The sequence below is a fragment of the Aeromonas lacus genome (genome assembly GCF_000764665.1).
GTDB classification, from domain to species: domain Bacteria; phylum Pseudomonadota; class Gammaproteobacteria; order Enterobacterales; family Aeromonadaceae; genus Aeromonas; species Aeromonas lacus.
In genome coordinates, this window is the sequence record NZ_JRGM01000118.1 from 1 (window position 1) to 536 (window position 536).

The following is a 536-nucleotide window of genomic DNA, read 5'->3' on the forward strand; positions in this document are numbered from 1 at the left end:
CTGGAATTATGAATGATGGTGCTCAGGGTATTTTGATGAGTTATCGATATTGATATCGGTGCACTTGAACTTTACTAAATGGTGATGTGTGCAAGCACATTGCCATTTTTAATACCAATAAGGGTCTCTTAGTCCTCTCTTGTAAGCCAAATCACTCATCTCTGGAGCTTGATTCTCTTGAGGCTAAACTGCGCTTAGTGTGCTGTCAGGTGGAGTACACCTGCATACCTGTAAGGTGAGAACTTGAACTGTATAATCATGGAATCTTTATGAAAGACCCATATTTTCTCCTTAAATCATCAATGGCTTTAATCGCCTTTCTTTCCTTTTCCTCCAGCACTTTTATCCCATTAGATTTTTCTTTTATCCACTGAGATAGCATTTCTTGAGCCTGTTCTCTTGATTTAATATCAACGACACTTGCCAAGTCTTTGGATTTTTCTATTAGAGCATCTTCTCGTTCTTGTAGTGATATGAGGCTATCATTTAAATTTTTCTGTATTAGATCTAAGGAAGCTGAACGCCTGCGTATTTCG

Annotated in this window: 1 protein-coding gene; it reads right to left on the bottom strand. The window is 38.1% G+C overall.

Going from position 1 to position 536, the window contains the following annotated elements:
• Nucleotides 1-256 precede the first annotated feature (256 nt).
• Nucleotides 257-536 (bottom strand): hypothetical protein (locus tag LG31_RS21265; protein ID WP_161785981.1); only part of this gene is annotated, 280 nt, incomplete at its 5' end.